Raw genomic sequence first — 5279 nt, 5'->3', positions numbered from 1 at the left:
CCTGGGCGGCGCGCGCGACCTCGGGCTCGGCGCGCGGGACGGCGACCGGCTCGGCGACCGGCGCGGGCTCGGCGACGATCGGCTCGGGCGTGGGCTCGATCACGGGCGCGGGCTCCGGCGCGGGCGGCGCGGCCTGGGCCTCCGCCTCGACGCGGTCGCGCTCCTCGGAACGGGCGCGCTCCTCATCGGCGGCGCGCTGGCGATCGACTTCCTGGCGGCGGCGCGACTCTTCGAGGATCGCGCTGCGACCCTCGGCGGCTTCGCGGAGCATGCGCGCCTGGCGCTCCTGCGCGGTCTCGTTCGACGGCGCGGCGCGGGCGGGCGTGGGCACGGGCTGCGGTGCCTGCGCCTCGACGAGGGAATTGAGGGCGGCGGACGCGGCCTCGACTTCCGGACCGGCGTCGGGCGCGGTCTCGCCGGGGCGCGTGAACCGGCGCTTCTTCGTCTCCACGATCACCGTGTTGGAACGGCCGTGGCTGAAACTCTGCTTCACCTTGCCGGTCTCGACCGTGCGCCGCAGCCCAAGGGGCGCACGCATGCCGAGCTTGGGCTTGTCGTTGTCGGTGTCGCTCACTCGTATTCCTCAATATTCGCGGTCGAGGGCGTACCCGTCGCCGGGAGCGCCGATGCGCCTTGCGAGGCCGTTTCGCAAGGTGCGAACAGGGTCATGGGGCCGATGTAATGCAACCAGCGGTCGAGCGCTTCGCCCACCCGCTTCGCCGCAGCGCGGTCGGTCAGGCCGATATGTACGACATTCTCGCGGCCCAACGCTACAGACAATATGGGGCGCGGGAAGGGGAGAACCACCCCCTTCAGCTCGGAGCCCTCGCGGTCGGACCCGACGCGCCACCCTTGGGCGAGCTTGCGCATCCCATCCTCGCGCGCGTCGGCGGCGTGGTAGAGCGCGCGCAGCTGGCCGCCGCGCGCCGCGCCCTCGATCTTGTCGGAGCCGGTGATTAGCGTCCCGCTCTTCGCCTCCAGCCCGAGCCGGTCGGTGGCGTTCCGCTCGAGCGCGTCGGCGATCCGCTGGGGCAGGTCGGGCGCGACGGTGAACTCGCCGCTCTTGAACGCGCGGGCGAGCGCGCCGCGCAGCTTGCCCTTGGCGAGCGCGACCTCCAGCTCGGCGCGAGTCACGCCGATCCACGCGCCGCGACCGGGTGCCTTGGCGCGCACGTCCGGATGGACCTGCCCGTCCGGGCCGAGCGCGAGGCGGACCAGGCCACCCCGCGCGTCGCGTTCGCCCGACAGGATGCAGCGGCGGACGGGACCGTCATCGTTCCCCTCCCGCTTGCGAGAGGGGCTAGGGGAGGGGCTGTCCGGGGTGGGTGCCGTGTTTGCCGACAGGCCTTCCCCGAACCCCTCCCGCGAGGCGGGAGGGGAGCTTAGAGCGCCGGTGTCATTGTTCGGAGTTCGCATCGGCGACCTCCCCGGTGGTCTCGGAGGCGGGCGCGGCGGCGTCGATCGGCGCGTCCTCGTCCTCGAACCAGTGGGCGCGGGCGGCCATGATGATCTCGTTGCCCTGCTCGTCGCTCAAGCCATATTGCGACAGGATGCCACCCTTGGGCTCGGGGCGCTTGGGTGCGTCCTCGTTGCGGCGGCGGGGCTCGACACGCCTCTTCTCGACCAGCTCGTCGGTCGCGAGGTCGGCCAGGTCGTCGAGCGTCTTGATCCCGGCCTTGCCGAGCGTGACGAGCATCGCCTCGTTCAGGTGCGGCATGTCCACCAGCGAGTCCTCGACGCCGAGCGCCTGGCGTTCCTCGCGGTTGGCCTGTTCGCGGCGGTCGAGCGCGTCGAGCGCGCGGTTCTGGAGCTCGGAGGCGAGGTCCTCGTCGAAGCCCTCGATCGCGGCGAGCTCCTCGATCTCGACATAGGCGACCTCCTCCAGCTGGCCGAAGCCCTCGGCGACGAGCAACTGGGCAAGCGTCTCGTCGACATCGAGCTCGCCCTGGAACAGCTCGGTGTTCTGCGTGAACTCGCGCTGGCGCTTCTCGGACGAATCGGCCTCGGTCATGATGTCGATCGCCTTGCCCGTCAGCTGCGACGCGAGGCGGACATTCTGGCCGCGGCGGCCGATGGCGAGCGAGAGCTGGTCGTCGGGGACGACCACCTCGATCCGGTCCTCCTCCTCGTCGATCAGCACGCGGGCCACGCTCGCGGGCTGGAGCGCGTTGACGACGAAGGTGGCGACATCGGGCGACCAGGGGATGATGTCGATCTTCTCGCCCTGCATTTCCTGGACGACCGCCTGGACGCGGGAGCCCTTCATGCCGACGCACGCGCCGACGGGGTCGATCGACGAGTCGCGGCTGATCACGCCGATCTTGGCGCGCGAACCGGGGTCACGCGCGGCGGCCATGATGGTGATGATGCCATCATAGATCTCGGGCACCTCCTGCGCGAACAGCTTCTTCATGAAGTCGGGATGCGCGCGGCTGAGGAAGATCTGGGGGCCGCGGATTTCCTCCGATACCTTCAGGATCAGCGAACGAATGCGGTCGTTGACGCGCACCACCTCGCGCGGGATCTGCGCGTCGCGGCGGATCACGCCCTCCGCGCGCCCCAAGTCGACGACGACATGGCCGAACTCGACGCGCTTGACGACGCCGGTGATGATCTCGCCCTGGCGGTCCTTGAACTCCTCATATTGGCGCGCGCGCTCGGCGTCGCGGACCTTCTGAAAGATGATCTGCTTGGACGCCTGCGCCTGGATGCGGCCGAACTCGATCGGGGGGAGCGGGTCGACGAGATAGTCGCCCACGACCGCCCCGGCCTGGAGCTTCTGCGCGCCCGCCACGTCGACCTGCTTGTATATGTCGTCGACGAGCTCGACCACTTCGACCACGCGCCAGAGCCTGAGGTCGCCGGTGGTCGAGTCGAGTTTGGCGCGGATCTCCATCTCGGCGCCGTAGCGGTTCTTGGCGGCGCGCTGGATCGCGTCCTCCATCGCCTCGATGACGATGGCGCGGTCGATCATCTTCTCGGTCGCGACCGAATTGGCGATCGCGATCAGTTCCGCGCGGTTCGCGGTGGCGGTCGCGGGGGCGGTGGATGCGGCTTGGGCGGCCATTATGCTTGTTCCTCTGCTGGGGCGGCGTCTTCGTCCGCCTCGTCTTCATATTCGTCCGCTCCCTCCGTGGAGAGCGGCTTGGTGGCGGCGATGAGCCGGTCGGTGAGCAGGAGCTTGGCGTCGGCGACTTGGGCGAAGCCGATCGTCATGGGGCCGTGCTTCTTCACGTCGATCGTGACGCGGTCGCCCTCGACGCCGACCAGGTCGCCGGTCAGTTGCTTGCGGCCGCCCACCGGGGCGTCGAGATGGATGCGTGCCTCGTGCCCTGCCCAGTCGGCGAAGTCGGCGAGGCGGGTGAGCGGGCGGTCGATGCCCGGGCTCGACACCTCGAGCCGGTACGCCTCCTCGATCGGGTCGCGACCCTGCTCCTCCAATATGTCCATCACGTCGGAGATGCGGCGCGACAGGTCGGCGCAGTCGTCGATCGTCAGCTGGCGCGTGTCGGGACGCTCGGCCATGACCTGAAGCGTCGGGTCGGACTTGCCGCCGATCATCCGCACGCGGACGAGCGCGAAGCCCAGGCTCTGGGCCTCGGGCTCGATCAGTCGGTGGAGAAGGGCTAGGTCGGTCAAATCGACAAGGGTCCGGACGCGGGTGACGGGTACGAGGTTTTCAGCGCCGCGAGGCAAACCCCGCAGCCTCTTCACCGCTAACGATGTCGAGAATACGTCTGTGACATACGAGGAATGCGCTAGGTCGGCAAGGGTGCATCCTCAGCCCGGCTCCGCGCGTTCCCACCCTAACCTGAATCAGGAGCTCCCACTTCATGCGCCTTCCTCCGCTCGCGGCCGTTCCCACAATGCTCATCGCCTGTTCGGGGCCGGCCGATTCCCGGCAGGCGAGCCAGCCGCAAGGCGCGTATGTGGGCAAGCCGCAGGCGGCGATGTCGGAGGCCCGCCCGTTCGTGGTGACGCCGGTGGCCGATTTCGACGCGCCGTGGGCGATGACGTTCATTTCCGGCGGGCGGATGCTGGTGACGGAGAAGGACGGGCGGTTGCTGCTGGTGTCGGCCGACGGCCAGCAACGGACGGTGGTGGCGGGCATTCCGCGGGTCGACAGCAAGGGGCAAGGCGGGTTGATGGACGTGGTCGTCGCGCCCGACTTCGCGCGGTCCGGCTTGGTGTATCTCAGCTATTCCGCGTCGGTGCCGGGCGGCAAGTCGGTGGTGCTCGCTCGCGGACGGTTGACCGAAAGCGGTTCGGGCGCGCGGCTCGAGGCGACCCAGACCTTGTTCACCGCCGGGCCGGCGATCGAGGGCGACGGGCATTATTCGGGCCGCATCGCCTTCGCGCCCGACGGTCGTCACCTGTTCTTCACGGCGGGCGAGCGCCAGCAGTTCGAGCCCGCGCAGGATCCCAAGGCGACGCTCGGCAAGGTGCTGCGCCTGACGCTCGACGGCAAGCCCGCGCCGGGCAACCCGCTGGCCGCGAAGGGCTTCGCGCCCGAGGTGTGGAGCTACGGCCATCGCAACCTACTCGGCGTCGCGTTCGACGCGCAGGGCAATTTGTGGGAGCAGGAGATGGGTCCCAAGGGCGGCGACGAAGTCAATCTGATCCGCGCCGGCGCGAATTACGGTTACCCACGCGCGTCGAACGGCGATCACTATGACGGCCGCCCGATCCCCGACCACAAGCCCGGCGACGGGTTCGAAGCGCCCAAGGTGTCGTGGAACCCGGTGATCTCGCCGAGCGGACTGATGATCTATTCGGGGTCGATGTTCCCCGCCTGGCGCGGCGACGCGTTCATCGGCGGGCTGTCGTCCAAGGCGCTGGTGCGCGTCGACCTGAACGGGACCGCGGCCAGCAAGGGCGAGCAATGGGACATGGGCGCGCGCATCCGCGAGGTGGAGCAGGGGCCGGACGGCGCGGTGTACCTGCTGGAGGACGGGCGCGGCGGGTCGCGGGGGCGGCTGCTGAAGCTCACCCCGAAAGCCTGACGAGCAGGTAGTTCATCCGGGCGCTCGCGATCGGGCGGTCGCGATCGTCCTGCCAGGCGGCCGCCTCGACGTTCGCGACGCGGCCGCCGAGACGGGTGACGATCCCGGCGGCGCGGGTCGGCTTATCGCGGCCGCCACGCATGAAGTCGACGGTGACGTTCACGGGCTTGATGCGGCCTCCGCCCTCCTCGGCCAGGGCGTGCCGGAGCGCGACGATCGCGGCCATCTCGAGCAGGCCCGAGATCGCGCCGCCGTGGAGGAAGCCCGGGCGGCCGA

Annotated in this window: 6 protein-coding genes; 1 reads left to right on the top strand and 5 read right to left on the bottom strand. The window is 70.0% G+C overall.

The features are described from left to right. The 4 genes from ACFE71_RS14705 to rimP all read right to left on the bottom strand — a co-directional run. The coding region (locus tag ACFE71_RS14705; protein ID WP_375429513.1) for a translation initiation factor IF-2 associated domain-containing protein at window positions 1-574 on the bottom strand (574 nt) is incomplete at its 3' end. After that, on the bottom strand, window positions 571-1416 hold the full coding sequence (locus tag ACFE71_RS14700) for a DUF448 domain-containing protein (RefSeq protein WP_375429512.1): 846 nt from the start codon (window positions 1414-1416) through the stop codon (window positions 571-573). The genes ACFE71_RS14705 and ACFE71_RS14700, both read right to left, overlap by 4 nt. Then, window positions 1397-3067, bottom strand: a complete 1671-nt coding sequence (gene nusA / locus ACFE71_RS14695) for a transcription termination factor NusA (protein WP_375429511.1) — start codon at window positions 3065-3067, stop codon at window positions 1397-1399. Before nusA ends, ACFE71_RS14700 begins: the two co-directional genes overlap by 20 nt. Continuing rightward, the gene (gene rimP / locus ACFE71_RS14690; RefSeq protein ID WP_375429510.1) at window positions 3067-3639 is read right to left on the bottom strand and encodes a ribosome maturation protein RimP; all 573 of its coding nucleotides are present in this window, start codon (window positions 3637-3639) and stop codon (window positions 3067-3069) included. The genes nusA and rimP overlap by 1 nt, the downstream gene beginning before the upstream one ends. Window positions 3640-3833: 194 nt before the next feature. Between rimP and ACFE71_RS14685 the strand changes: the two genes are divergently transcribed. Then, entirely contained in the window at window positions 3834-5003 is a 1170-nt protein-coding gene (locus tag ACFE71_RS14685) for a PQQ-dependent sugar dehydrogenase (RefSeq protein ID WP_375429509.1), read from the top strand. Here ACFE71_RS14685 and ACFE71_RS14680 read toward each other — a convergent pair. Further along, window positions 4987-5279: PaaI family thioesterase (locus tag ACFE71_RS14680; RefSeq protein ID WP_375429508.1), on the bottom strand; the 293-nt coding region annotated here is incomplete at its 5' end. The two genes, ACFE71_RS14685 and ACFE71_RS14680, sit on opposite strands and share 17 nt — an antisense overlap.

The sequence above is a fragment of the uncultured Sphingomonas sp. genome, from assembly GCF_964237155.1.
Lineage (GTDB): Bacteria > Pseudomonadota > Alphaproteobacteria > Sphingomonadales > Sphingomonadaceae > Sphingomonas.
The sequence above is the reverse complement of the archived record's forward strand: the minus strand, read 5'-3'. Positions and strand labels throughout refer to the sequence as shown.